Genomic DNA, 21,892 nt, shown 5'->3' with positions numbered 1-21,892 from the left:
AGCTTGGTTTACGTGTCACTAAAATGAGGGTTTAGTGGATCCTTGAATCAAAGGGTTTAGCCAAGCTCATCGGTGCAGCGAGTTTTTGACGCAATGGGTTAGAGCTAATAATCACCATTACTACAATGGTGGCTACATAAGGCAGCATAGCTAATAGGTTGGGTGATATAGTAAAACCAATACCTTGCATCACTAAATGCAAAATAGACGCTACACCAAATAAGTACGCGCCCACCATTAAGTAACCCACTCGCCATGAGGCGAATACGACGAGCGATAGTGCAATCCAACCACGGCCCGCGGTCATGTTTTCCATCCACATTGGGGTGTATGACAATGACATATAGGCGCCCGCAAGGCCGGCAAAAGCACCGCCAACTAATACCGCAATATAGCGAACTTTAATTACTTTTATACCCAGGGCATTCGCTGAGTAGGGGTTTTCACCTACCGCGCGTAAGGTTAGCCCGGCGCGGGTTTTATTGACAACCCACCAGCAAATACCCACTAAAGCAAAGCTGCCGTATACCAAAATGTCATGATTGAAAAATAGCGGACCAATAAAGGGAATATCGCTAAGCAAAGGGATCGCAATCGCTTTAAATCCAACCACGGTAGAGCCCACTAAGTTAACGCCTAAGAAGGCACTTAAACCGGCTCCAAATATGGTTAAGGCTAAGCCTGTAGCCACTTGGTTGGTATTGAGGTTGAGGGATAACAGACCAAAAATGGCTGCCATGGTCATTCCGGCGATGATCGCTAACAATAAACCCAAGGCTAAACTGCCACTAAAATACGCGCCAGCAAAACCTGCCATTGCGCCCATTAACATCATGCCTTCTTGACCTAGGTTGAGTACCCCTGATTTTTCGCAGATTAATTCGCCTAAGGCGACCAGTAATAGTGGCGTGCCGGTTTTAATCGCAGCCACTAAGATTTGTTGAAAAAGTTCCATATCCATTAGGCTGTTCCTTGCTTAGTTTCGGTGGCCGTTGGTTTACTGCTTTGTGCCACGCGGGTGGTGGGTTTCCAAATGATTTTGTAATTAATCAGGAAGTCACAAGCGAGCAAGAAAAAGAGCAATATCCCTTGGAAAAGACCGGTAATCGCGGTGGGCATACCTAGCTCTATTTGTGCTAAATCACTACCCATGTATAAGGTACCCATGAAGAAGGCGGCGAAAATAATTCCAAAGGGATTTAGCCTGCCAAGGTAAGCCACAATAATGGCCGCATAACCATAACCAGGAGAAATTTGCGGGATAAGCTGACCAATTGGGCCGGTCACTTCGGCAACCCCTGCAAATCCAGCCAAAGCGCCGGCACTTAACATGACACTCCAGATAATAAATTTGCTGCTGTAGCCTGCGTAACGTGCCGCTGGTTGGTCAGAGCCAAACACTCTTAATTGAAACCCCGGTAGAGTGCGGTACAAAATTATCCCGGAGCCAATGGCAAAGATAACCGCCAAAATAATGCTGATTGAGGCTCGGCCATCTTCCATAATGGTAGGTAGCAATACAGAATCAGCAAAAATAGCCGATTCGGGGAAGCCAAAGCCATCAGGGTCGACTAATGGACCGTGTACACCCCAAAGCAGCAAGTACAAGCCGATATAGTTGAGCATAATGGTAGTAAGAATAAGGTTGGTGTGAAATAACTGATGTAACAAGGTAGGGATAGCCGCCCACAACATGCCGGCTATAGCACCGGCAATAAGGGTAATGGCTAACCAACCATAGCCGCTATCGTCGCCAGCTTGCAGCGCAAAGTAACTGCCCACTAAGGCACCTACTAACAGCTGCCCCTCTGCGCCAATGTTCCAAATATTGGCTTTATAACAAAGGGCCAAACCGGTTGCGCATAATAGTAGGGGAGTGGTTTTCACCATTAACTCACCCAAGTTATAACTATCGCTAAGCGGATCAAGAATGAATACTCTAAATGCTGTGGCGGGATTAATATCTAACGACAGAAACATCACGCTGGAGACGAGCATGGTTAACACAATCGCAATTACTGGCGACATCCAAGACATTAATTTAGATGACTCTAAACGTGGTTGAGTTCTAAGCATGTTGCTGCTCCTCTTCTGGGGTGTCGTGATCGATAAAGCCACCCGCTATCCACTTACCTATTTGTTCTATATTGGTTTGTTCGGTGCGTACCGCCTGCGATATTTTCCCTTCGTAAAGCGCCGCTATTCTGTCTGAGATCATAAATAACTCGTCGATATCTTCTGAGACCACTAATATTGCTGCGCCGCGATCGCGCAGTTCAATTAATTGGCGATGAATTGAGCTTGCTGCACCAATGTCTACTCCCCATGTTGGGTGAGCACAAATCAGGATTTGTGGGTCTTGGTCGACCTCTCGACCAATAATGAATTTTTGTAAATTTCCCCCTGATAAGCTTTTAGCTTGGGAGTGAGCGTTATGACATTTAACATCATTGTGGTGAATAATTGACTTGGCAAGTTCCAGTACCTTGTGAGGCAAAATTAGGCCTTTTTTAACCAAACCTTTGCGCGCGCTGGTTAACAGGGTATTGTCGGCCAAGCTCATATCTGGCACCGCACCTTGGCCTAATCTGTCTGCCGGCACATAACTCATGCCTAGCAAGCGTCGCTCACCGGCGTTTAATTTACCTACTTTACGGCCGTTCATGATAATGCTGGCAGCGTCGGCTCGAGTATCTTCTCCGCTTAGTGCTTCCAGCAAATCTTCTTGGCCGTTGCCTGCAACTCCTGCTATGCCTAAGATTTCACCGCTGTGTAGGCTAAGATTTACCTTGTTGAGTCCAGTACCAAAAGGATTGGTCGGTTCAACAGATAAATTAGTTGTCACTAACAGTTCATCAGAACCAATGGTTTTCTCGTAGCGCTCTGATAACACCGCATCACTGCCTACCATCATGCGAGCGATAGAATCAGGCGTTTCATTGGCGGGGACACATTCACCGCTTACTTTACCGCCGCGTAAAATAACCGCTCGGTCGCACAGCGAGGTCACTTCTTTTAGCTTATGACTAATAAACAAAATGCTACAGCCTTCGCTGGCTAAGGTACGTAATACTTTAAATAAACCGGCTACTTCTTGTGGTGTAAGCACCGATGTTGGTTCGTCAAGGATCAGTAGTTTTACGTTTTGGATTAAGCAGCGCAGGATTTCTAAGCGTTGACGTTCGCCAATACTGAGGTTATGTACGTAACGGTCAGGGTCTACTTTTAGCTCATAGGCGGCACTTAATTCAACAATTTTTGCGCGTAAGGCCGCTTTGTCTTTCACGACCCCAGCGTCTAGGCTCAATTCAATATTTTCTTGCACAGTGAGGGTTTCAAACACTGAGAAATGTTGAAAGACCATACCAATGCCCATGGCACGAGCCATATTGGGCGAGCTTATTTTAACTTCCTTGCCATGCCATAATAATCCGCCTTCGTCGGCTTGTACTACGCCATAAATCATTTTTACTAAGGTCGACTTACCAGCGCCATTTTCACCCAGTAGGGCAAGAATTTCACCTTTTTCTAAGCTAAGGCTTACCTTGTCGTTGGCTAATACACCGGGGTATCTTTTAGATACCTGCCATAGCGCTAACAATGGTTCGTGTTGTTTCATTATGAGTCCATTCGATATCTGTATGGTTTTCTTTAAGTCAATATCATTGCCATGTTCAATCGTTTGATTGAGCACTGGGTAATATGCAATCCTAAAAAACAATGCATAAATCTGACCACTTGTTCAACTTTATAGGTGTAGCGTAAAAGTTGCATTTGTTGAATATTTGTTGTGCTCGATTGGTGCGTAGTATGGCAAGTTTTGTGACATATTGGTGCAAAATATTGCTTTATATTAAACAAACATAGTACTAGTGATTTACCAATTAATACTTAATAATAACTTTATATACGGACTATATAACAGATACACCGCAACAAGGAGAGTGAATAAGCATGGCAAAAGCGACGACAGCTCAAAGCGGCACCATTAGAAAAAAGAACGAGAAGCTCATTTTAAAGGCGGCCACAAACGAGTTTGTGAAACACGGTTATCAAGGCACATCGTTGCAAGCCATTGCAGACAGGGCGGAGTTACCCAAAGCCAATATTCTTTACTATTTCAAATCTAAGCAGGGCTTATATACGGTATTGCTCGAAGATATCCTGGCAATGTGGAACGATGCTTTTGAAAACACCACCGCTGACGATGACCCCGCGATTGCCATTAGCGCATATATTCGCTCAAAAATGCGTTATAGCCGCAGCCACCCTAAAAGCTCGCGTATCTTCGCGATGGAAATTATCCAAGGCGCACCAAACCTAAAAGACCAACTGCAAGCGCCAGTTGTCGTATGGGCAAAACAAAAATCTACGCTTATTCAAGCATGGATTGACCAAGGTAAAATGCAAGCCGTAGAACCGCTAAATCTACTGTTTCTGATTTGGGGGGCTACCCAGTTCTACGCTGATTTTGATACCGAGATCCGGCTGATTCATGGCAAGGCCTTAAGTAATAAAGAGTTTGCTAGCGCAGAGCAAAACTTGATTGATATTGTGGTTCGAGGTCTAGGGCTTAAGGTTTAGCGTTAGAAAGTGAGTGTTATTAATACTGATTTAACTTGATTAGTTGGTCAAGAAATTGCTTGTTGGTTAAAGCATATTTATAACGACAAGTTATTAAAGGAAATAGACAAACGCAATGCCTTCTAATAAACCAAGCACTAACCAAGCTCTTTGGATAAAAAACCCATTAGCGGTATTTAGTGGTGCTATTTCAGGGGCCGACGCAGAGCGAGATTTACGCGGTGGGGTCGTGGTTAAAGGTACCACCATCGTTGAATGTGTCGCAGCAGGGCAACAACCGATTACCCCCATCGACCAGCAACTCGATGCTAGTGACATGGTGCTGCTCCCCGGCTTAATTAATACCCACCACCATTTTTACCAAACGTTGACGCGCTGTTTACCGGCGGCAATTAATCAGCCTTTGTTTCCTTGGTTAAAAACGTTGTACCCCATTTGGAGCGGACTGACACCCAAGCATATTGAGTTGGCGACAGAAATTGCCTGTTGGGAATTAATGCTAAGTGGTGCCACCACGGTGGCCGATCACCATTACGTGTTTAACCATGCCTTAAGTGAGGCGATAGACATTCAAGCTGAAGTTGTTGGGCGTTTAGGTGTTCGCGCCACCTTAACCCGGGGTAGCATGAGCTTGTCACAAAAAGATGGCGGTTTGCCGCCTGATTCAGTGGTGCAAACTGAACAGCAAATCTTAGATGATAGCTTAAGGCTCACCAAGGCTTATCACGATGCCAGCGAAGGAAGTATGCTGCAATTGGCATTAGCGCCTTGCTCGCCTTTTTCAGTGACCGAATCCCTAATGAAAGAAACGGCTTTGTTGGCTAAGCAGCAAGGGGTTCGGCTGCATACCCATTTAGGTGAAACCATCGATGAAAATGATTTTTGTCTGCAAAAACTCGGTATGCGCCCGGTAGATTACCTTGAGCATTGTGGTTGGATGGGGCCGCAAACGTGGTTGGCTCATGGCATCCATTTTGATGAAGCAGAAATACAACGCTTAGGTGCTGCACAGATTGGTATCGCCCATTGCCCCACCTCTAACATGGTGTTGGCATCGGGCATTTGTCCCACCTTAGATTTAGCGGCTGCGGGTTGTCATGTTGGTATGGCAGTGGATGGTTCAGCCTCTAATGACAGCTCTAATATGATTCAAGAATTACGTCATTCATTAATGCAGCAACGATTGCGTTATCGCGCCGATCAAATTACCCACCATCAAGTACTCAACTGGGGGACTCAAGGCAGTGCCGCAGTGCTGGGGCGTGAAGATATTGGCGTGTTGGCTCCTGGCAAGCAAGCAGACCTAGGGCTGTATAAGCTGGATGGGCTCAATTTTTCCGGTGCTCATGACCCATTGGCAGCCCTGATTTTGTGTGGCGCTAGCCAAGTGAACAAACTGATGGTGGCGGGTAAATGGATTATTGAAAATGGCGATGACACCCGCGCGCAACTAAACCAACTTAAAGCAAAACACCACCAATTAGCCAAGCAATTGGTGGCGTAAGGATAACTATGAGCGATAAAAAACAGCCTAACAACCCATACCCGCGTGACTTAGTCGGATATGGACAACACCCGCCCCACGCTAATTGGCCAAATAACGCCAAGATTGCCTTACAATTTGTGATTAACTTCGAAGAGGGCGGTGAAAATTGCGTATTGCATGGTGATACTCATTCAGAGCAGTTTTTGTCAGAAATTGTGGGGGCTACCGCCTACCCAGACCGCCACCTCAGTATGGAATCGATTTATGAGTATGGCAGCCGAGCAGGATTTTGGCGTTTACATCGATTATTTACTCAACTCAATATTCCGGTGACGGTGTTCGCTGTAGCCATGGCCTTGCAACGCCATCCGCAGGCGCTTGCTGCCATGCTAGACGCCAACTGGGAAATCGCCAGTCATGGCTTACGTTGGATCCATTACCAAGATTTCACTGAACAGCAAGAGCTAGAACATATGGAGCAAGCTATTGCTATTCATCAGCAACTCACGGGTGCTAAGCCTAAAGGCTGGTATACCGGCCGTACTAGCCCTCATACCCTGAAGTTACTGGCAGAACGAAACGACATTTTGTATTGCGCTGATAGTTATGCCGATGACCTACCTTATTGGGATAAGAACTACAGTAAACCACTGTTAATGGTGCCCTATACGCTAGATACCAATGACATGCGTTTTGCTACGCCACAAGGCTTTAACAGTGGCGAACAATTTTATCAGTACCTAAAGGATGCTTTTGACGTTCTTTACTTTGAAGGGGAAACAGCGCCCAAAATGCTCAGTATTGGCTTGCATTGCCGAATTATTGGCCGCCCAGCGAGATTGGCCGCTCTGCAACGTTTTATTCAGTATACCCAGCAGTTTGAAGGAGTGTGGTACGCCACGCGAGAGCAAATTGCCGAGCATTGGTTAGCCGAGCAGGGCACGAAGTAAGCGATGTCGACCCCATTAATCTCTTTACAGGGCAGCCCAATAAAAAACAGCACTCAAATAGTGCTGTTTTAGTGTTGTTATGGTGCACTGAAGGGCTCAGCCCCCGAGTAATTCATGATCTTTAGGTAATTGATGGGCTAACCAAAGTACTAACTTGTGGCGCATCTCAGGACCGGTGATTTTGTCTTTAGGCAGTGGAGTTAAGCGTTTATCTTCGGCTAGCAGCATATACAGCGCCTCTACCTTGTCTTTCTCTGAAATACCAGGAGGGAACTTAGCAAAACCGCGTTGTAAGGCGTATACCTCACCAATTTGTAAGGCCTTCTTTAAAAGCTGTGCTTCGTGTTTATACTTTTTCACTAAAGGTCTCGCTGTATCTAAAATATGCTATCAAACATACGGTAAAGCGTAGCCTAATAACAGTGCTTTCATCACTAAATGTAAGCTATGGCACTCGCATTTTTTTAGTTGCTGAAAAAACCAACAGCGAGTGTTTGTGCATACTGACTTTGCCTAAACCAGCCATTAGCCATATTAAAAATAACCAGGCCTTGGGAGGCGTCAACGGCTTCGCCCGGAACGCAGGTTTCAGCTCGCCAACCCCAATTAAGGTTGGTTAACTGTAGCATTAATGTTCTGTAGCCGTTAAAATCGCGCGCTATTCTGGCCAGTCAAGTTAGCCCAAGTATTTAAGTGAGTGTAGTCGTATGAGCAGAAAGATAGAGTTATTAGCCCCCGGTGGTGATGTAGAAGCCATCAAAGCGGCGGTAATCGCGGGCGCTAATGCAGTGTATTGTGGTCTAGATACCTTTAATGCCCGCAACCGAGCATCTAATCTTTCTTTCGACGACTTATTGGGTATTTTACGCTTAGCACATAAGTACGACTGCGAAGTGTTTTTAACTCTCAATGTGGTGATTCTTGAACACGAAATACCACAAATGGTTAAGTTGTTGAATAAGCTTGTTAACTCGGGCATCGATGGCATCATTGTTCAAGACTTGGGAATGTTCAATTTAGTTAAAAAGTATTTCCCCACTTTGGATATACATGCTTCTACTCAGCTTACTTCGCACAATGAAGGCCAAATTGAATTCTTGGCCAAGATTGGTGCTTCGCGGGTTAATTTGTCGCGCGAGTTAAACCTTGGCGAAATAAAAACGCTTACCGCATTAGCGCACCAGCACGAGGTTTTAACCGAAGTGTTCGTGCATGGCTCATTGTGTATTGCCTTCTCTGGTCAGTGTTACTCAAGCTCTGTGAGCGTAGGTAACTCTGGGAACCGCGGCCGCTGCAGTCAAGCGTGTCGAGATGAGTACGAAATTACCAACGCTGGTAACCGCTTCCCGCTTAACTTAAAAGATAACTCTGCTTATTTTGATTTGCCGCAGTTAGTGGACGCGCAAGTGGACTCGCTAAAAATTGAAGGCCGAATTAAAGGTGCTCATTACGTTTACACTGTCGTCGACAGCTGGCGTAAACAAATCGATAAATTTGTAGCAACCGGCCAGTTATTAGCGGACGACTCAAACTTGCATCGAGTATTTAACCGTGATTTCACCAACTCTTTTTTACACGGTAATCTTACCAAAGACATGTTTATCGACAATCCGCGTGACCACAGCCCGCAATATGCAGTAGATAAATACAATGCTATTTCGGTAGTGCAAATTCAAGAAGCGAAAAAAGAGCTACATGCCGAGCGCAACGAAATCGGTGAAGAGTTAGCCGAGAAAATAAAATACTTAAGTATTGCGAAGCAACCCTTGGTAATGGCTTTTTCTGGCAGTTTAAATCAGCCCTTACGTTTAACCATGACCATTGGCGATAACGATAAAGTACATCAGCTAGAAACGCCTTCACCATTAGCCGTTGCAGGCAAACAAACGCTTGACCAAGCGCTATTAGAAAAACGCTTCAAAAACTTCGCTAGTAACGACTTTAGTCTTGAAGAATTTGATTGTCGTGAACTAGGCGAGAATTTGAGCCTACCATTTAGAGAGTTAACCGAGTTAAAGAATCAAGCTGCATTTTTGTTGAATAACTCAGTGGCGGTGGTGCCTGCAGTTGAAGTTCCCCCCCTAGAACAGCACCCAAGAAATACTGGCAAGCCTAGTATGTCGATATTGATTGCTGATGAGAAAGACTTACATTTATGTGAGCTAACCTCGTCTGATGTGTACTTCAAGTTGCCTGAAAGCTTTAAGAAAGGCTGTAATAAATTCATTGATATTTTCTTACGAAACCCACGTTTAATACCGTGGTTTCCTGCAGTACTTATTGGTAAAGATTACCTAGAAGCGGTGCGCTTGTTGGAGCAAGTTCGCCCAGCGAGGATTGTGAGCAACAATACAGGCGTAGCATTTAAAGCCTATGAAATGGGGATTGAGTGGATTGCGGGTCCGTTTTTAAATACCACTAACTCTTATGCTTTGCTTACATTAAAAGAAGAACTAAATTGTGCGGGCGCGTTTATTTCTAACGAAATTAATCGTATGCAAATTAGAAATATTACTCGCCCCGATAACTTCAAAATGCTCTATAGCATTTATCACCCCATCTTAATGATGACTAGCCGGCAATGTTTCTTCCAGCAAACCGTAGGGTGTAAAAAACCAAGTATTGAAGACGGCTGTATGCTTAAGTGCGAAAAAGCCACTACTATCACTAACGTTAAAGGTGTGTCGTTTGCGGTTGATAAACAAAAGGGCGGTTACCCAAGTATTTACAACCACGAGCAGTTTTTAAACGTTGATATTGTGAGTGATTTGGCTGGGCAGTTTGACGAGTTCTTTATAGACCTTACTAACATTGGGGCTGGCTCCAAAGCCGAGCTAGATAAAGCCTTTCTAGTGACCCAGTTTGACGCGTTCTTGAAGGGTGACCAACAAGCCCAGCAACAGCTTAGCGAAATAGTGAGCATTTCTACCAATGCTCAGTATAGCCAAGGTTTGTAAGCTCGCTTATATACTTCCTCGCAGAACCCCCTCGCTGAAATGACCGCCAGCGGGGGACTCGGTTCCAATAATTTGGTAGTGACACTCAGCATTTACCGATACTTTTGCCCACCTTGAAGCCTTGACTCTGGTTTGATGACGCTAAAATGCGACTTTATCGGTAAACACTTCATACACCTCAAATCGCAGCGGATTAATTTCACATTGGCTAACTTCAAATGTGACGCAGCCTACTTCAGCTTGGGTTAAGCGCAGGTGATTGATGGGCTCAGCGTTCACCGCATCAAGATCCGCTGATGGAACAAGGATAACCCCCCTTAATATAAGTTGGGTCATGGTGTTTCAGTTGGCTGTTTGGTGGGGCGAGTTTGCCGCTGATTTTAGTTGATTAAAGTATTCATCCCAAGTGATATGCGGCCGACCGGCAGCTTGCTCAAACTGGCTTGGGTTATCTGATTTACCTTCACTAATACCTTGGTAAATACCTGCGATAACGGTACCGATAAAGTCCCCCAATTCCTCGATGCGCTCTTGGCGATATTGGTCAACGCTCAATGGACGATAAGTCAGGTGGCTAGCAAAGGCTAAATTCATATAATCAGCAAGTTGATACTGAGTGATTGAATCGCCATGCAAGTTATAAGTATGTCCGTTGTGCTTATCTTGGGTCAGCATTCGCGCATAAGCGTAAGCCAACTCGGTGCGAGTGGTGTAACCGCATTTTCCATCGCCAGCACTATTAAAAATGCCCCCAACTTTTTTGTAGTTATCGATATATTCAATGTCTGGTTCGATATAGATGCCGTTGCGACCTATCACCCATTCTAAGCCGCTGTCGCGAACATCCTGCTCGGTTTGGCGATTACTTTGAATTACAGGAGAAAAGGCGGTATTTTCTTCAGCGCCTTGAACGCTGGTATAAACGATCTTTTTAAGTCCTGCATTTTTTGCCGCTTGGATGACGTTTCTATGTTGAGCAATTCGTTTTTCAGGCGCGTCCATCCCTGAGACTAATAACAATACATCCACAGCTTGTAACGATTGCTCAAGTTGTTCGGGATTATTGTAATCGCCAGCACGCACCTCTACCCCAAGGTGTTTAGCGTTATCAGGAGTGCGTGCTAGAGCAATGACGTTTTCCTTAGACATTAATGCTACGCTGGCTTTTACAATTGCCGCCCCTAACTGACCACTTGCTGCAGTGATGGCTATTTTCATGTTGTTTTCCTCTTGTTCCTGACTTTAGTGTGGCAGTGAAGGGTTACTTTATAAATATATTAGGATATAAATCGACCAGCGGCGACCAATGGCTTGCCAGTGCGAGTGGTCGTTAATCATCACCTGAACTATTTCTCTTTCAACGCACTTTTTACCGTGCTTTTTAGATTGTGCATAAAGTTTTTGAAGTGAGGCATAAAATCAATAAACAACGGGTGTTTACGGTTTTGCATCATTACTGGGCCTAGTAAACGCAAGGCTACACCGACTTTAGTCGCCAGTGACGGTTCTAATCCGCTGCCTTGCTTTAGGTTTTCCACCACATCAAATAAGTTTTCTCTGTCTTGAAGGTCGAACTGCAGCGTTTTTCCTGTTTTTTGGTCTGCATTAACTTCTTCAATGGTGAAACGGTAGCATCGGTCTTTTTTATTTTTAGCGATCATGTGTAGTACCTTGTTAGTAATAAAAATAGGTGAATAGATGTCGGCTGAGTTAGCTTTTTAAAAAGTTCTCTATTTTGGGTTTTACTGTCATCGAAACAACCAACATAAGGCTTAAGGCTACTGGTAATGCGGCTAAAAGGCCGTTCCACCAGGCTTCGATAAACACCAACATGTCAGCAACACCCACATTGTTTAAAGTGGTTGTAAAGGCCATTGCAGACTCCATTATTAAAGCCATCGATATGCCAATTACAAGATTGCGGGTTTGCTCTTTTGTATCGGGTAGTAGGCTCTGAATGAGTTTTGTTAGTAAGGCCATAATTAGAAAACCTGCTGGCATTACCGTTACCGCTGCAAGCAGAAATGAGCTCAGCCAATCAGTAAAGAACGTGTCGGTATAACCAAGGTTTATGTAGGTCATGACACCGGTTAACGTGCCCCCCATTAAGGACATCATTACTAACACCACCATAATTTTGTAAATAAGTGGTGTTGTCTTTTGGGAAGACTCCGGGGTGGATACTGTTAGTGGCGTATTCATTGTTATGCTCCAAACTTTAAACTAGTTCAACTTGGTTGATAAAGTCTACTTTAATTTATATGGTTGACTATGTCAACTATATATTGAGCGCAGATCGACCTATGTGAGATTGCCCAACACGGGTTTAATCTCTTCGCTATGCGAATACATTGGATTTAGTAAGGAGAAAATCATGGTCGAGGAATAGTGCCGCCTGATATGGCTATTCGCATATCGACGTTGCCCTCATAAACAAAGAGAGATTGCATCTGAAAAGCCATTTCAAACAGCGAACACCGAGTAACTAAACGGGCTTCGAATATTAGAAAGGGGCGTGTAAAAGCATCAGGTGGATTGGGTACATGGCATAAAGCATTGCGATAGTGCCGAAAATAGCCATTAACAGTGGTGGAAATAGGTGCATATATGATGATTTTTGCCAATAGGTGTATATCGCCATCATTGCGCAGGCTATTGCGCTTAAGTACCACCACCTACCTAACGAAAATGCCGTTTCTGTCCATGGCGGTATTTCACTGTATATTGAATCTATAAACTGACGGAATTGATCTGCAGCATTGTCTTCTGCTCTAGTCCACAGATAACATAGCAATGCTTGAATAGCTGAAAATGCCATTGAAAGAATAAGCAGGGTGATTTTCACGTTAGGGTTTGCCTCCTTGTCGTTTAAAACAATGGCTGGTTAACACCACTGTTATGTTGGTCGAGTTAGTAATCAAATGCGTTAACAACTACCAACTCGCAGGAGTCATATTCAGCGTTTGATGCGCTAGCATCGCCAGACACCATGCCTGAAAAGCTAAATTGTGGGTAAATAGTTACTTGAGGTTCAGAGTAAAGAACATCAATGACTTTCCCTTCAGCATTTTTAAATTCTGCTTGTAGTGAAAAGTCATCCCACCTTTTAAGTGTAGGATTTTTGATTTCTCCAATACAGCGTATATTCAGGCCCCGCTCAGACTCTGTTAACAGAAATTCTGCTGAACTTATCTCAAATGTTGGCTTTGTAGGCTCTTTTATAGACATTGAAATGATGTAATAAAAAATCCAGACGATGAAGGCGCCAAGCATGGCTATAACTAAGTAGTTAAAAGCGGGCTTATTTTGTAAATTTGCCGCTTTAGTCTGAATTTGTTGGCAGTGTTTACACTTAAGCGCTTCCGCTAAAATGTCTTCTTTGCAGGCCATACATTGCTTGGTGTTCAATATTGTCTCCTTGACGATTCACTTGCACTCCCTCGCAGCCAGCATTTGATGATACTTTGCCAGACGAAACTGACTGAGTTAAAGCGGCTAAGCGTACTTTGTGTTGGCCTACATGGCCATGAACTATTGAGATGTAAGTCTTTACTGTGAAGCTCGCGGTTAAATAACAGCTTGATGATTAAACGCCAATGAGTCAGCAATGACAACCGCCATATTGCTTAACATCGAGGCGTATTAGCGCTTGCGATGAGATTGACCAGGTTTAAGTATCAACATTAGATCCCTGCGACTTGTCGTTAAATCAATCTGCCACTAATCAGACGCTGACAGCTTTTGTTTCAATAACACGGCAAAACCAGCAATTAACAAGACAAAGAATGCCATCGTAAAACTGCTTTTAAGCAGAGTAAATGCACTGGCAGTTTTTACTGATGAGACCTGTAAATCAGGGAAAGAGCTTATCATTTTTATAATGAATATGTTCTCGAGGTAATCGAATACACCCGCCATAAAAGGCACCAATGCAAAGTAGCGGATTTTTGAATTTTCTGCCTGTGTTTTGCCAATTATCCAAACAAGCAACAATGAGTATGTAATAGAGAATAAGCCTGGATAAATAAAATCTAATGGTAGCTGAATCGACAGATAAAGGTGGCGTCCTTCTTCTCCTAACGAGCTTAACAAATCATTTGCGTAAGTATATGAGTAGCCGGAAGGGGATAAATCAAAGAGTGCCATGCCTGGAGAGTATGCCGACACAGCAGGTATCGAATAAACCAGCATTGAAATATAAACGGACATAGTTAATACAAACAACCCGCTTATGATCTTTCCTGTTGCGTATTTTTGCAGTAAACGAAATAGCGCTTCCATGTATAACATAACTCCTAATAAGCAATGAGCTAAGGGTAAAGCACCGAACGGGTAAGCGAGGTGTTTTTAAACAAGACAATGACAGACTTACTAAACTCGATATCTTGGCTAGCTTACCTGCTAGCTACACTTACCCGCAAGTTTCATTTGTAATGTGGGTAAACTTTGACTGCCTAAGACGTCGTCAAAGGTATGGATACCTAGCACTATAATTGCCACCGCTAAAATGGGAAATAACAAGGCGACTAAAGCTCGTAGTTTAGCGGTCCACCCCGTCTGGACTTTTATGCCCAGAGAAGGAACGTTGGTGGGCGGATAGATCCCTTGCTTAAGGGAGTAGCAACCAGCATAGAAGCTGTAGGCGGAGCCAACCGCTAGCAATAATGGAAAACCGAAGCAAAACATTATTAGCGACCATATTGAAGCACTATACCCAAAAAAAACGTTGCAATTAGGCTTATCGATACTCCCTAAATAGCTACTTAATGCGGCCAAGATAATTGCGAAAGACAACAAGGGCCAATAGAACGTTAATGATCTAAGCACAATTCCTCCCTGAATGAGTAACACCTAGTATTTATCGCCTTGCCTATATCATATCCAAAAACCATAAGTCATTGTGTCTTTTATAAGTAAACATTTAGTGTATGCGTGGGGTAAGGTTTATCCATGTAGACAGAGACTCGCTTAAGCGGTTTTTCAAAATGTATTGTTCATTCGAGCCACAATTTTTGTTGAGATGTCTATTAACTCGTTTCTAAACCACTTATGGCTTGGTTCGTGATTTAGCTTTTTTAACCAAATGAGGTAGTTAGAGACCTTTTTATACTCAAAAGGTGGTTTGAATACTTGCAGTTGCAGGTGATTTTCAAACTGTAGGGCCATCGATAAAGGCACTACTGTTATGTAATCAGATTGACTACACAACACGAGGTTATTGAATAGTGAGCGCCCATGATAAGCGACCTTTCGTTGACTCACATCTATCGTAGTATAGTGACCTAAGCTACGTACTTTGTTTCGGGTTCTTTCTAAAAGAATATGCGTCTCTTCCATGTACTGAGACTCACTGAGCTTACCCTCAATTCTAGGGTGGCCCTTACGGCAAACAATCACAAAATCCCCTTCAAATAACTGCAGAGACTCAATGTTGGGATGGCTGGGAGGGAAAATATCAATCATTACGTCAAACTGTTGGGTAAGCAATCCATCGTACATTTTCTCATCGTCATCGGGTTGGTCGAAAATCTCTAAACGGATGTCTTTGTTCTTTTTGTTGGCAAACTGATTGAGTAAAATCCATTGCAGGTGCTCAGGAGCCGTCATCACAAATTGGCGTTTAGATACTGCTGGGTCAAAATCGCCAATAGCCTGAAACACCTGATTGAGCTGCTGAATGGGGTGTTGAATCTGTGCATATAAGCTAGAGGCGTAAGCCGTTGGCACGACTCCTCGACCACTTCGAATAAACAAATCTTGGCCTATTTGTTTTTTCAATCGGCTTAAGGCGGTACTGATCGTAGATTGGTTGGTACTTAAGTGTTTAGCCGCTTTACTTAAGCTACCTTGTTCCATCACGGCAGCAAATATCGCCAGTAAATTAAAATTGGGTATATCGTTGTTCATCGCTAACTGCTCTTAGTGTACCAATGTTGTGTGAACTTAAAAGCTACTCTAATCATCGTAAAAACGATGTTTAAAACTATTCTCACCTTTTTTACTCAGCTCTACAACAAACCATAATTGATTAGATTTTGAATGAATAATGCTGATTAAGTTAATTATAGCAGGGTGAGAAGAGCAGTGCTGCAATAGAGATAAAAATATAGATAGATATATAAATCATCGTAATTACGATGAATTGAATTCGTTTTAGCCTGTGGTTCCGTTGGTTATAGATGCCTACTATTAGCCCCATTAAAAAATTCTATTGTTTGCAACAAAATATAAGGTCGTCACCATGACTAGTTCGTTCAAGATAATGGCTCTGCCAATAGCCATAGCGAGTACGCTATTTGCGTCAAGTGTTGCTGCCGCAACGCCAGTTACAGAAGCAGCATCAACAGTTGGTCAAGAGCTGCAAACTAGCTCTGCTGCTCAGTACCAAAATATCGATCTTAACGCTCGCTATAAGAGTGAGACGTTATTCGAACATGAATCTAATTTGTTCTGGGGCAAGGGCGAGCGCATTAAAGTGCTGTCTACAACCGGTGAATCTTTGGCGTACACCGCAGAGTCAGAACACGTGCATCCAAGCCTGACTAAACATGGCCGTAAAATGGACCAAGCGATTATCCAAGTCGATCATAATGTGTACCTAGGTTACGGCTTTGGCCTAGATACACCGGTTATGATCGAAGGTGATGATGGCATTATTATTGTTGATCCAGGCGAGTCGGTTCAAATGGCTGAGTCGGTAAAGGCGCAATTCCGCAAGATTACTGATAAGCCGGTTAAAGCTATTATTTATTCGCATAACCACATCGACCACATTTCAGGTGTGCGTGCATGGGCAACCGATGCTGAAGTTGAGTCTGGCGATGTTAAAATTATCGCTCAAGAAGGCTTAACTGCGGCAGTAGCTAACTGGTCTTCTAACCTTGGTACATTGTTTGGGCACCGTACTTCTTATACTGGCGCTAAGCACGTTGAGGAAGGCGAACACGGTACAGTAAACGATGGTTTGGGTCCTCGCTTCATGCAAGGAGATATTTCGTTCATTGAGCCAAACGTAGTACTTAAAGACCGATTAGATATCACCATTGCAGGCGTTAAACTAGAAATTGTTAATGTGCCGTCTGAAACCAAAGATGAAGTAGTGGTTTACTTGCCAGAGCAGAAGATTTTACATGCCGCAGAAGTACTGCAAGGCGAAAACTTCCCTAATCTTCATACTATCCGTGGTACTAAGTTCCGTGATCCTGCGATGTGGTTCAAGGGTATCGATGTTATGCGTGAATTTGATACTGAAATAATGATTAACTCTCATGGCCGTCCGGTAGAAGGTAAAGAAGCCGTCGCTAGCATATTAACCGCTTACCGAGATGCGATTCAGTACACTCATGACCAAACGATTCGTTTCATGAATAAAGGCATGACCCCAGATGAGTTAGTCGAAGTGGTTAAGCTACCTAAGCACTTAGCAGAGCACCCGTGGTTAGGTGAGCATTACGGTACAGTGGCTCATGCTGTTCGTCAGATTTATGTGGGTTACAACGGTTTCTTTGAAGCTGATCCATGGCAGTTAGAGCCAATGGCTTACCAGCAACGCGCTAAAGCATTCGTGGAAATTATGGGTGGCCGCGACAATATTATTCAGACTGCTAAGGCCGCAATCGACGCTGAGAACTACACCTTTGCTGCTGAGATTTTGTCTTATCCAATTACCGTGAATAAAAACGACACAGAAGTTCGTCAACTGAAAGCGTCTGCTTATAAAGCGTGGGCTGCAGATCAAGTAAACATCAACTGGCGTAACTGGGGTCTAAACGCAGCTGCAGAGTTAGAAGGTACTCGTGACTTCTCAAACATGATTAGCTTTGCATCGGTAGATGTACTAACGGCACTGCCAAGCCAGCAAATCTTTGACATGATGACATCTACGCTTATCGCTGAGAACACCTTAGACGTGCAAATGGCAATGACCTACAAGTTTGCAGATACTAAGGAGTCATTTACTATTGAAATTCGTAATGGTATTGCTCAATTGCATGACACTGCAATAAAAGGTGCTGATGTTGAAATTAACACTAGCCGTGCAGTGCTAAACCAAATCTTGATGGCGGGTCCAAACGCGCAACAAGTTATAGGTAAAAATCTACAGACTGGAGATTTTGTATTTAGCAATGGCGACATTCAAGGTTTTGGTCTGTTCATGAGCTATTTTGATAAACCAACGGCACCAAAAGATCTCATGCTTATCGTTCGCTAAATGTCTGTTAGCGATGATTAATTTTAATTGATTAAGCATTGTTAAGTGAAGTTTAAGGCAATAAAGGGGACCAACATGGTCCCTTTTTCTGAGCTTGCAGAGCTTCTTCGACACATCGCTGTTTTACTCTACTTGTAACGTTAACCAAATCCATTAACACCATGCCGCTGAGGTAATTATTATGAAATTACAACACTTACTGCTTATTCTTATGATCGCTTCACCCAATGCTAATGCTTGTGGTATGCATCAGGGCACGGGGTTTAGTTTTGTCTCGGAGCCGGGCTCTTTAGAGGTGTTCGGCAATGTTGTTGATATACGAAAATTTAATGTTTTAGGGAATGTGAATAAAGCTGAAAATGTGGAGTTGTTGTCTTTTAAAAAAGCGCTCAATAAGCCCCATGAAAATAAACAGAACTTTAGTATCTTTGAAGCGACAAAAGGGCACTACAGTGACGTTACAGTTGGAAATGGAGTGCTTATTTCAGCGCGCGAGTCATCGATTACCGAGCAAGATTTATTGTTGATAACAGATTTGGACGTATTGGATGCCTTAGCTTCTAATGTATTGTCATGGCGGCAGGCTAAACACTTTGGCCTAGTAAAAATTAACGGCAGTAGTGATGAAGCCGACGCTTTAGAGCTGTGGTTGACGGCGCTATTTCCAGACTCAGAATAAGTGAGCTTCAAGCATACCTTTCACAATTTATTGGCGGGTCATTTCACTCTGTTTGTTGGTGCCGCTTAGGTTCTTTCTGAATAGCCCTATGCTGACGGGTTATTCTAATGGCTTCGTTTATTGAGCTGAGCGCTGTGGAAAGTCAACAATGCGCGGATAAGGCTAAACTGTTAGCATAGGCATTAATAATGCCGTTGAGTTTTATACATACTATCTGAATAGATGCGTTTACTCAGCGTAAGCGACCTTTTAAGTATTTAATCATGACTCTACCCATTCTATATTCTTTGCAAAATTGCCCTTATGCCATGCGAGCAAGGTTAGCTATTTTGTTGGCTAAACAAGCGGTGTTACTACGGCCAATTGTAATGAAGAATAAACCAGATGAAATGTTAGCTGTGTCGCCCAAAGGCACGGTGCCAGTATTAGTGCTTGAGTCGACCAGCGAATCGCTTGATACTCCGTCGCAGGTTATAGATGAGAGCCTCGACATCATGTTGTGGGCGCTAAGGCGCAATGACCCTGAAAATTTGTTGTATGCCCAGCAAACCGATGCTCTGCCAGAAATGCTTAATTTAATTGCCTATAATGACCAATATTTCAAACCTGATTTAGAGAACTATAAAGACGCTAAACGTTATCATCACCAAGATTTGGAAGCCTGCAGGTTGCGGTGCGAACCGTTCATTCAGCAGCTAGAGCAGCGTTTAAGCCAGCAGGACTTTTTAATGGGCCAGCACCCCAGTTTGCTTGACTACGCTTTATTGCCGTTTGTTCGGCAGTTTTCTAAAGTGAATCGCCAGCTTTACTTACAAGGTCCGTATACCCATTTACAAGCTTGGTTAAACCGCCACCTACAGAGCCGTTTGTTCTCTAAGGCAATGTTTAAGCACCCTTTGTGGTTAGATACTCAGCAAGCGATAGTATTTGGTGAGTCTTATTAGCTGCCACATTAGCCGTTTTTCTGACCATGAATAACAAAAAAGCTCAAGCGTAATGCTTGAGCTTTTTTGTTAGTAGAGCGCGCTACCATTAAGCCAAATAAGGTTTAACCATTGGCGACTTTTAGCTGTTGTTCTTGGCTGGCCAAGTACTCTTCGTAAGTACCCTGAAAATCAACCACTTGCTGATCTTTAATTTCTACTACGCGGGTAGCCAATGATGATACAAACTCACGATCGTGGCTAACAAAAATAAGCGTACCGTCGTAAAGCTCTAGGGCGCTGTTAAGGGCTTCAATCGCTTCCATGTCTAAGTGGTTGGTCGGTTCGTCCATCACTAGTACATTGCGGTTTTGTAGCATTAATTTACCAAACAACAAGCGGTTTTTTTCTCCACCTGAGCATACCTTGGCCTTTTTATTAAAATCGTCGGCGGTAAACAGTAGGCGTCCTAACAAACCACGCACCATTAAATCGTCGTGTTTAGCGCTGCGCCATTGTGACATCCAATCAAACAAGTTTAAATTGTTATCAAAATCGCTAGTACTGTCTTGAGGGCAGTAACCGATATCAGCATTTTCTGACCATTTTACTGTGCCGTTGTTAGCTTGAAGTTGCTCGATTAAACAACGTAAAAACGTGGTTTTGCCCGCACCGTTTTCACCAATTACTGCTAGTTTGGCACCCGCTTCCAAAATAATATTGCCGTTGTTAAATAGGGTTTCATCTTCAAAGCCATGGCCTAGGTTTTCGGTCACTAAGGCTTGGCGATGTAGTTTTTTATCTTGGCTTAGGCTAATTGATGGGGTTCTGCGGCTAGACGATTTAACTTCGTCTAACGTGATTTTCTCCATGCGTTTAGCCCGCGAGGTAGCTTGTTTCGCTTTAGATGCGTTAGCAGAAAAGCGGTTTACAAAGGCTTGTAGCTCATCGATTTCTGCACTCTTTTTAGCGTTCTCGCTGTGCAATTGCTCTCTAATTAATGATGAAGCCTCAATAAATTTTTCGTAGTTACCTGGGTAGACGCGCAACTCGCCGTAGTCAATGTCGGCCATGTGGGTACATACTGAATTTAAAAAGTGACGGTCATGCGAGATTATAATCATTGTGCATTTACGTTGGTTAAGCACCGTGCCTAGCCATTCAATGGTATGAATATCCAAGTTGTTAGTCGGTTCGTCGAGTAGCAAAATGTCTGGGTTAGCAAACAAAGCTTGGGCTAACAGTACGCGCAGTTTCCAACCTGGTGCTACTTGAGCCATTAAACCGTAGTGAAACTCTTCGGCAATACCCGCTTCTAGTAAGATTTCGCCAGCACGGCTTTCAGCGCTGTAACCGTCCATTTCTGCAAACTCAGTTTCTAAGTTGGCTACTTTCATACCGTCTTCTTCAGACATTTCAGGCAGGGCATAAATGCGGTCACGCTCTTGCTTCACTTTCCACAGGGCAGTGCCGCCCATAATTACCGTATCAACGACCGAGTACTCTTCAAAAGCAAACTGGTCTTGGCTTAGTGTGCCTACTGTTTCACCTGGAGTGATAGACACGTTGCCTGAGCTGGGTGCCAGTTCGCCACTAAGGATTTTCATAAAGGTTGATTTACCGCAACCGTTAGCGCCAATTAAGCCGTAACGGTTTCCGTTACCAAACTTGGCTGAAATATTTTCGAACAAAGGCGTAGCGCCAAACTGCATGGTGATGTTTGCGGTAGAAATCAAAAGGTAATCCTGAGATGGTCAATGAAGCCGTGAAGCAAGCACGCAAAGGTATGCGTATAAGGGGGCGCACTATAAAGAAAAGTGTGACCAATGTCGAGTTAAGTTGTACGTTGTTTGAACACTATTTAGCTTTAGTTTCACTATAACAAACAGTTAGTGAAGGATGTTGTACGCCTTTGCTGCTTCGCTCGGCCGATGCTTTGATAGTGAGTAGAGCGGGCTAATCAACAAGCAGCTGAAATACCCATCTTGCGATACCTTCTTGTTATTCTGACTTATTTGTCACTGTTAGCGCCAATCAGCTGATTTTCATGGGGCTCAATGTTAATCTTTATCGCTTATTTGAAAGGGTTTTTTTTTACAAG

General features: G+C 43.6%; 21 protein-coding genes. 7 read left to right on the top strand and 14 right to left on the bottom strand.

The features are described 5' to 3' along the window. Positions 1–31: 31 nt before the first annotated feature. The 3 genes from M0C34_RS12335 to M0C34_RS12325 are packed head-to-tail and all read right to left on the bottom strand — an operon-like array spanning position 32 to position 3,619. A complete protein-coding gene (locus tag M0C34_RS12335; protein ID WP_248711990.1) occupies positions 32–961 on the bottom strand; it encodes an ABC transporter permease in 930 nt (309 codons plus the stop codon). Then, the gene (locus M0C34_RS12330) at positions 961–2,076 is read right to left on the bottom strand and encodes an ABC transporter permease (RefSeq protein WP_248711989.1); all 1,116 of its coding nucleotides are present in this window, start codon (positions 2,074–2,076) and stop codon (positions 961–963) included. Before M0C34_RS12330 ends, M0C34_RS12335 begins: the two co-directional genes overlap by 1 nt. Then, the gene (locus M0C34_RS12325; protein ID WP_248711988.1) at positions 2,069–3,619 is read right to left on the bottom strand and encodes an ABC transporter ATP-binding protein; all 1,551 of its coding nucleotides are present in this window, start codon (positions 3,617–3,619) and stop codon (positions 2,069–2,071) included. The genes M0C34_RS12330 and M0C34_RS12325 overlap by 8 nt, the downstream gene beginning before the upstream one ends. A gap of 335 nt (positions 3,620–3,954) precedes the next feature. Here M0C34_RS12325 and M0C34_RS12320 point away from each other — a divergent pair, with 335 nt between their 5' ends. From M0C34_RS12320 to puuE, 3 genes are all read left to right on the top strand, one after another. Further along, the gene (locus M0C34_RS12320; RefSeq protein ID WP_248711987.1) at positions 3,955–4,584 is read left to right on the top strand and encodes a TetR/AcrR family transcriptional regulator; all 630 of its coding nucleotides are present in this window, start codon (positions 3,955–3,957) and stop codon (positions 4,582–4,584) included. Positions 4,585–4,699: 115 nt separating this feature from the next. After that, entirely contained in the window at positions 4,700–6,088 is a 1,389-nt protein-coding gene (locus tag M0C34_RS12315; RefSeq protein WP_248711986.1) for an 8-oxoguanine deaminase, read from the top strand. A gap of 8 nt (positions 6,089–6,096) precedes the next feature. Beyond that, entirely contained in the window at positions 6,097–7,020 is a 924-nt protein-coding gene (puuE, locus tag M0C34_RS12310; RefSeq protein ID WP_248711985.1) for an allantoinase PuuE, read from the top strand. A 96-nt stretch (positions 7,021–7,116) separates the two neighbouring features. Here puuE and M0C34_RS12305 read toward each other — a convergent pair whose 3' ends face one another. After that, a complete protein-coding gene (locus tag M0C34_RS12305) occupies positions 7,117–7,380 on the bottom strand; it encodes a DUF5062 family protein (protein ID WP_248711984.1) in 264 nt (87 codons plus the stop codon). A gap of 347 nt (positions 7,381–7,727) precedes the next feature. Here M0C34_RS12305 and M0C34_RS12300 point away from each other — a divergent pair, with 347 nt between their 5' ends. Continuing rightward, entirely contained in the window at positions 7,728–9,977 is a 2,250-nt protein-coding gene (locus tag M0C34_RS12300) for a peptidase U32 family protein (protein WP_248711983.1), read from the top strand. A 141-nt stretch (positions 9,978–10,118) separates the two neighbouring features. On the opposite strand, the gene M0C34_RS12295 is transcribed toward M0C34_RS12300, so the two are convergent. The 9 genes from M0C34_RS12295 to M0C34_RS12255 all read right to left on the bottom strand — a co-directional run bounded on the left by M0C34_RS12295 (position 10,119) and on the right by M0C34_RS12255 (position 15,884). Next, positions 10,119–10,313, bottom strand: a complete 195-nt coding sequence (locus tag M0C34_RS12295) for a putative quinol monooxygenase (protein ID WP_248711982.1) — start codon at positions 10,311–10,313, stop codon at positions 10,119–10,121. 6 nt (positions 10,314–10,319) lie between these two features. Beyond that, a complete protein-coding gene (locus tag M0C34_RS12290) occupies positions 10,320–11,195 on the bottom strand; it encodes an SDR family oxidoreductase (protein ID WP_248711981.1) in 876 nt (291 codons plus the stop codon). A gap of 128 nt (positions 11,196–11,323) precedes the next feature. Continuing rightward, positions 11,324–11,638: a DUF3861 domain-containing protein gene (locus M0C34_RS12285; RefSeq protein WP_248711980.1), complete on the bottom strand. Its 315-nt coding sequence runs from the start codon at positions 11,636–11,638 to the stop codon at positions 11,324–11,326. A 49-nt stretch (positions 11,639–11,687) separates the two neighbouring features. Continuing rightward, positions 11,688–12,179 carry a DUF2798 domain-containing protein gene (locus M0C34_RS12280; RefSeq protein WP_248711979.1) on the bottom strand — a complete coding sequence of 164 codons (492 nt, stop codon included), beginning with the start codon at positions 12,177–12,179 and terminating at the stop codon, positions 11,688–11,690. Positions 12,180–12,480: 301 nt separating this feature from the next. Further along, a complete protein-coding gene (locus M0C34_RS12275; protein ID WP_248711978.1) occupies positions 12,481–12,822 on the bottom strand; it encodes a hypothetical protein in 342 nt (113 codons plus the stop codon). A gap of 65 nt (positions 12,823–12,887) precedes the next feature. Next, positions 12,888–13,385 (bottom strand): hypothetical protein, encoded by a 498-nt coding sequence (locus M0C34_RS12270; RefSeq protein WP_248711977.1) that lies wholly within the window; start codon positions 13,383–13,385, stop codon positions 12,888–12,890. A 312-nt stretch (positions 13,386–13,697) separates the two neighbouring features. Continuing rightward, entirely contained in the window at positions 13,698–14,258 is a 561-nt protein-coding gene (locus M0C34_RS12265; RefSeq protein WP_248711976.1) for a hypothetical protein, read from the bottom strand. 120 nt (positions 14,259–14,378) lie between these two features. Beyond that, positions 14,379–14,804 carry a hypothetical protein gene (locus M0C34_RS12260; RefSeq protein ID WP_248711975.1) on the bottom strand — a complete coding sequence of 142 codons (426 nt, stop codon included), beginning with the start codon at positions 14,802–14,804 and terminating at the stop codon, positions 14,379–14,381. A gap of 153 nt (positions 14,805–14,957) precedes the next feature. Continuing rightward, entirely contained in the window at positions 14,958–15,884 is a 927-nt protein-coding gene (locus tag M0C34_RS12255; RefSeq protein ID WP_248711974.1) for a LysR family transcriptional regulator, read from the bottom strand. A 334-nt stretch (positions 15,885–16,218) separates the two neighbouring features. Here M0C34_RS12255 and M0C34_RS12250 point away from each other — a divergent pair, with 334 nt between their 5' ends. The 3 genes from M0C34_RS12250 to M0C34_RS12240 all read left to right on the top strand — a co-directional run bounded on the left by M0C34_RS12250 (position 16,219) and on the right by M0C34_RS12240 (position 19,812). After that, complete coding sequence (locus M0C34_RS12250; protein ID WP_248711973.1) at positions 16,219–18,189, top strand: alkyl sulfatase dimerization domain-containing protein; 1,971 nt, start codon at positions 16,219–16,221, stop codon at positions 18,187–18,189. Between the two features lie 181 nt (positions 18,190–18,370). Beyond that, the gene (locus M0C34_RS12245; protein ID WP_248711972.1) at positions 18,371–18,868 is read left to right on the top strand and encodes a hypothetical protein; all 498 of its coding nucleotides are present in this window, start codon (positions 18,371–18,373) and stop codon (positions 18,866–18,868) included. 263 nt (positions 18,869–19,131) lie between these two features. Next, positions 19,132–19,812: a glutathione S-transferase gene (locus M0C34_RS12240; protein ID WP_248711971.1), complete on the top strand. Its 681-nt coding sequence runs from the start codon at positions 19,132–19,134 to the stop codon at positions 19,810–19,812. Between the two features lie 104 nt (positions 19,813–19,916). Here M0C34_RS12240 and M0C34_RS12235 read toward each other — a convergent pair whose 3' ends face one another. Beyond that, a complete protein-coding gene (locus tag M0C34_RS12235; RefSeq protein WP_248711970.1) occupies positions 19,917–21,527 on the bottom strand; it encodes an ABC-F family ATPase in 1,611 nt (536 codons plus the stop codon). Between the last annotated feature and the right edge of the window lie 365 nt (positions 21,528–21,892).

Origin of the sequence: Agarivorans sp. TSD2052 (assembly GCF_023238625.1) — a bacterium.
Classification (GTDB): domain Bacteria; phylum Pseudomonadota; class Gammaproteobacteria; order Enterobacterales; family Celerinatantimonadaceae; genus Agarivorans.
The sequence above is the reverse complement of the archived record's forward strand: the minus strand, read 5'-3'. Positions and strand labels throughout refer to the sequence as shown.

Excerpts from the sequence above, each read along its gene's own strand:
- M0C34_RS12335 (WP_248711990.1), bottom strand. The coding sequence starts at position 961 with ATGGATATGGAACTTTTTCAACAAATCTTAGTGGCTGCGATTAAAACC.
- M0C34_RS12330 (WP_248711989.1), bottom strand. The coding sequence starts at position 2,076 with ATGCTTAGAACTCAACCACGTTTAGAGTCATCTAAATTAATGTCTTGG.
- M0C34_RS12325 (WP_248711988.1), bottom strand. The coding sequence starts at position 3,619 with ATGAAACAACACGAACCATTGTTAGCGCTATGGCAGGTATCTAAAAGA.
- M0C34_RS12320 (WP_248711987.1), top strand. The coding sequence starts at position 3,955 with ATGGCAAAAGCGACGACAGCTCAAAGCGGCACCATTAGAAAAAAGAAC.
- M0C34_RS12315 (WP_248711986.1), top strand. The coding sequence starts at position 4,700 with ATGCCTTCTAATAAACCAAGCACTAACCAAGCTCTTTGGATAAAAAAC.
- puuE (WP_248711985.1), top strand. The coding sequence starts at position 6,097 with ATGAGCGATAAAAAACAGCCTAACAACCCATACCCGCGTGACTTAGTC.
- M0C34_RS12300 (WP_248711983.1), top strand. The coding sequence starts at position 7,728 with ATGAGCAGAAAGATAGAGTTATTAGCCCCCGGTGGTGATGTAGAAGCC.
- M0C34_RS12295 (WP_248711982.1), bottom strand. The coding sequence starts at position 10,313 with ATGACCCAACTTATATTAAGGGGGGTTATCCTTGTTCCATCAGCGGAT.
- M0C34_RS12290 (WP_248711981.1), bottom strand. The coding sequence starts at position 11,195 with ATGAAAATAGCCATCACTGCAGCAAGTGGTCAGTTAGGGGCGGCAATT.
- M0C34_RS12285 (WP_248711980.1), bottom strand. The coding sequence starts at position 11,638 with ATGATCGCTAAAAATAAAAAAGACCGATGCTACCGTTTCACCATTGAA.
- M0C34_RS12280 (WP_248711979.1), bottom strand. The coding sequence starts at position 12,179 with ATGAATACGCCACTAACAGTATCCACCCCGGAGTCTTCCCAAAAGACA.
- M0C34_RS12265 (WP_248711976.1), bottom strand. The coding sequence starts at position 14,258 with ATGGAAGCGCTATTTCGTTTACTGCAAAAATACGCAACAGGAAAGATC.
- M0C34_RS12255 (WP_248711974.1), bottom strand. The coding sequence starts at position 15,884 with ATGAACAACGATATACCCAATTTTAATTTACTGGCGATATTTGCTGCC.
- M0C34_RS12250 (WP_248711973.1), top strand. The coding sequence starts at position 16,219 with ATGACTAGTTCGTTCAAGATAATGGCTCTGCCAATAGCCATAGCGAGT.
- M0C34_RS12245 (WP_248711972.1), top strand. The coding sequence starts at position 18,371 with ATGAAATTACAACACTTACTGCTTATTCTTATGATCGCTTCACCCAAT.
- M0C34_RS12240 (WP_248711971.1), top strand. The coding sequence starts at position 19,132 with ATGACTCTACCCATTCTATATTCTTTGCAAAATTGCCCTTATGCCATG.